This window comes from Streptomyces sp., from assembly GCF_050698815.1.
GTDB lineage: Bacteria > Actinomycetota > Actinomycetes > Streptomycetales > Streptomycetaceae > Streptomyces.
On record NZ_JBOHCV010000023.1, the window covers coordinates 1 to 2,523 of the forward strand.

At 71.5% G+C, this 2,523-nt stretch carries 2 protein-coding genes and 1 pseudogene; 2 read left to right on the plus strand and 1 reads right to left on the minus strand.

Annotated elements, in window-relative coordinates; translation table 11 throughout:
• A pseudogene (locus ACRDP3_RS00785) lies at positions 1-392 on the minus strand (adenosine deaminase); the annotation flags it as partial.
• Between the two features lie 43 nt (positions 393-435).
• On the opposite strand from ACRDP3_RS00785, the gene ACRDP3_RS00790 reads away from it, so the two are divergent.
• Both ACRDP3_RS00790 and ACRDP3_RS00795 read left to right on the plus strand, forming a co-directional pair.
• Positions 436-1,272: a DUF4190 domain-containing protein gene (locus ACRDP3_RS00790; protein WP_431514824.1), complete on the plus strand. Its 837-nt coding sequence runs from the start codon at positions 436-438 to the stop codon at positions 1,270-1,272.
• Positions 1,273-1,429: 157 nt separating this feature from the next.
• Positions 1,430-2,523 (plus strand): aldehyde dehydrogenase family protein (locus ACRDP3_RS00795; RefSeq protein ID WP_431514825.1); only part of this gene is annotated, 1,094 nt, incomplete at its 3' end.

Here is a 2,523-nt window from a genome sequence, read left to right on the forward strand (position 1 = left end):
TCGGCCGGTATGCCGCGGCTGGTGGAGCTGAACGGCGTGACGGTGAGCTCGGCGTAGCGGACCTGCTGCCGTGCCAGGTCGCGGGCGATCTCGTAGGTCAGCAGCCGTACGTCCTCGGCGTCCCGGAGCAGATCGACCACCGCGAGATAGACCTGGATGAAGTGCGCGAAGTCGGTGAAGGTGAAGAACTCCCGCAGCGCCACGGGGTCCTGGGGTACCGCGGAATCGGGGTGCCGGGCGGCGAGTTCGGCGACGATGCGGGGTGAGGCGGAGCCGACATGGTGCACATGCAGCTCGGCCTTGGGCAGCCCGGCGATGAACGCGGTCAGGTCGGACAACGGAACCTCCGGTCGGAAGGGAGCCGGATCATCGTAGGCGGGCGGTCTGAGCAGGCGAATAGCATGGTGTGCGGGACGAGCGACACAGGAGGGGACAATGGCAGACGACACCGGACAGTCCGGGCGGTCCGGTGGTGCCGGCGGTGCCGGTGGTGCCGGCGGTGCCGGTGGTGCCGGCGGGGAACCGCACAATCCGTGGGCGCCACCCGGAAACGGGGTCCCGCTGGGCAAAGGTCCGGGAGAGGCCGACCGGGACCGGCAGCGGAAGCCCCTGGCCGACCAGCCGACGATCACCTCGGCGAGCGGTGGCGCCGTGCCGCCTCCGGTGCCCCCTGCTCCGGGTGGTGCCGCGCGCGGGCCGGGGCAGCCTTCCGGCGCGGGATACGGGAGTTACGGGCAGGCGCCGGGCTACGGGCAGCAGCCCGGCGGGCAGCAGTACGGGAGTCAGCAGTACGGAGGGCCCCAGTACGGAGGGCCCCAGTACGGGCATCCCGGCCCCGGACCGGCCTACGGCTATCCGGCGGCGCCTCAGCCGTACGGCCACGGGACGGTGCCCGGCGGTTACGGCTGGCCGGGGTCGCAGCCGCCCAACGGCAAGTCCGTTGCCGCCATGGTGGTCGGCATCATCAGCATGGTCGCGGTGGCCAGCTGCTGGGGCAGCTTCCTCGCCATCCTCACCTCGCCCGTCGCGCTGGGCCTGGGACTGTCCGCGCGTCGTGGCGTGGACCGCGGTGAGCTGAGCGGGCGCGGCCAGGCGACGGCGGGCTTCGTGATGGGCATCGTGGGGACCATCCTCTCGGCGGTCATCATCACGATCATCGTCCTGACGTTCACCGTCTTCCAGAACGCCCCCTCGGACCCGGATACGGACCCGGGTACCGGCGGCGACGGCTCTTCCCTCGACGCCCGGGGCGCTGGCACGCTCGTCGGGTAGACCCGCGGATCGCTGGGTGTGAATCGGTGCTGGATGCAGATTCCGTGGCGTAATCAAAAGGCAGCGACGGAATCCCTTGTTCAATCGAGCTCCTCCTGTCAGGATCGGCGTTCCATACCGGCTGACGTCACATCGCCGTAGGCAGGAGAGCTCAACGATGGTCCAGCGCTTCGATGTGTCTGCGCGGTTCGCGGCGGGCGCCGAGTACATCGCGGGACGGCTCGGCTCCGGCAGTTCCGCCCGTACCCAGGCGGTCATCGACCCCGCAGGCGGCGAGCACGTCCTGGAGTACGAGTTGGCGGGCCCCGCGGACGTCGACGCGGCCGTCGAGGCCGCCGGACGCGCGCTGCCCGGCTGGGCGGGCGCGACCCCGGCCGAACGCTCCGACGCGATGCACCGCTGGGCGGCGGTGCTGGGGGAGCGGACCGCGGACTTCGTGTACGCCGAGTCCCTGCAGTGCGGCAAGCCGGTCAAGCTGTCCGAGGAGTTCGACGTCCCCGGATCGTTCGACAACGTCTCCTTCTTCGCGGGTGCCGCGCGGCAGCTGCCGGGTGTCGCGGCCGCCGAGTACAGCGGCGACCACACCTCGTACGTACGCCGCGAACCGCTCGGCGTCATCGGCTCGATCGCCCCCTGGAACTATCCGCTCCAGATGGCCGCCTGGAAGATCCTCCCGGCTGTGGCCGCCGGCAATACGATCGTCCTCAAGCCCTCCGAACTCACCCCGCTGACCTCCCTGATGTTCGCCGACGCCGCCCGCGAGGCCGGCATCCCGGACGGGGTGATCAACATCGTCACCGGTGCGGGCCGCGACGCCGGCGAGGCGCTGGTGGGCCACCCCGCCGTGGCCATGACCTCCTTCACCGGGTCCACGGCAGTCGGCAAGCGTGTCGCCGAGATCGCCACCGGCACCGTGAAGAGGCTGCATCTGGAGCTGGGCGGCAAGGCGCCGTTCGTCGTCTTCGACGACGCCGACCTGACGGCGGCCGTGCACGGAGCGGTGGCGGGGGCCCTGATCAACTCCGGCCAGGACTGCACCGCGGCGACGCGGGCGTACGTCCAGCGGCCGCTCTACGACGCCTTCGTGAGCGGCGTGGCCGAACTGATGCGCCAGGTGCGGGTCGGTGACCCGTTCGCTCCCGGCACCGACCTGGGTCCTCTCATCTCGCACGCACACCGCGACCGCGTCGCGGGCTTCGTGACGCGGGCCCGCTCCTACGCCACCGTCGTCACCGGCGGCGAGGCACCGGG

What these genes read in the sequence shown, in the direction of transcription:
- ACRDP3_RS00790 (WP_431514824.1), top strand. Translation starts at nt 436, where the DNA reads ATGGCAGACGACACCGGACAGTCCGGGCGGTCCGGTGGTGCCGGCGGT.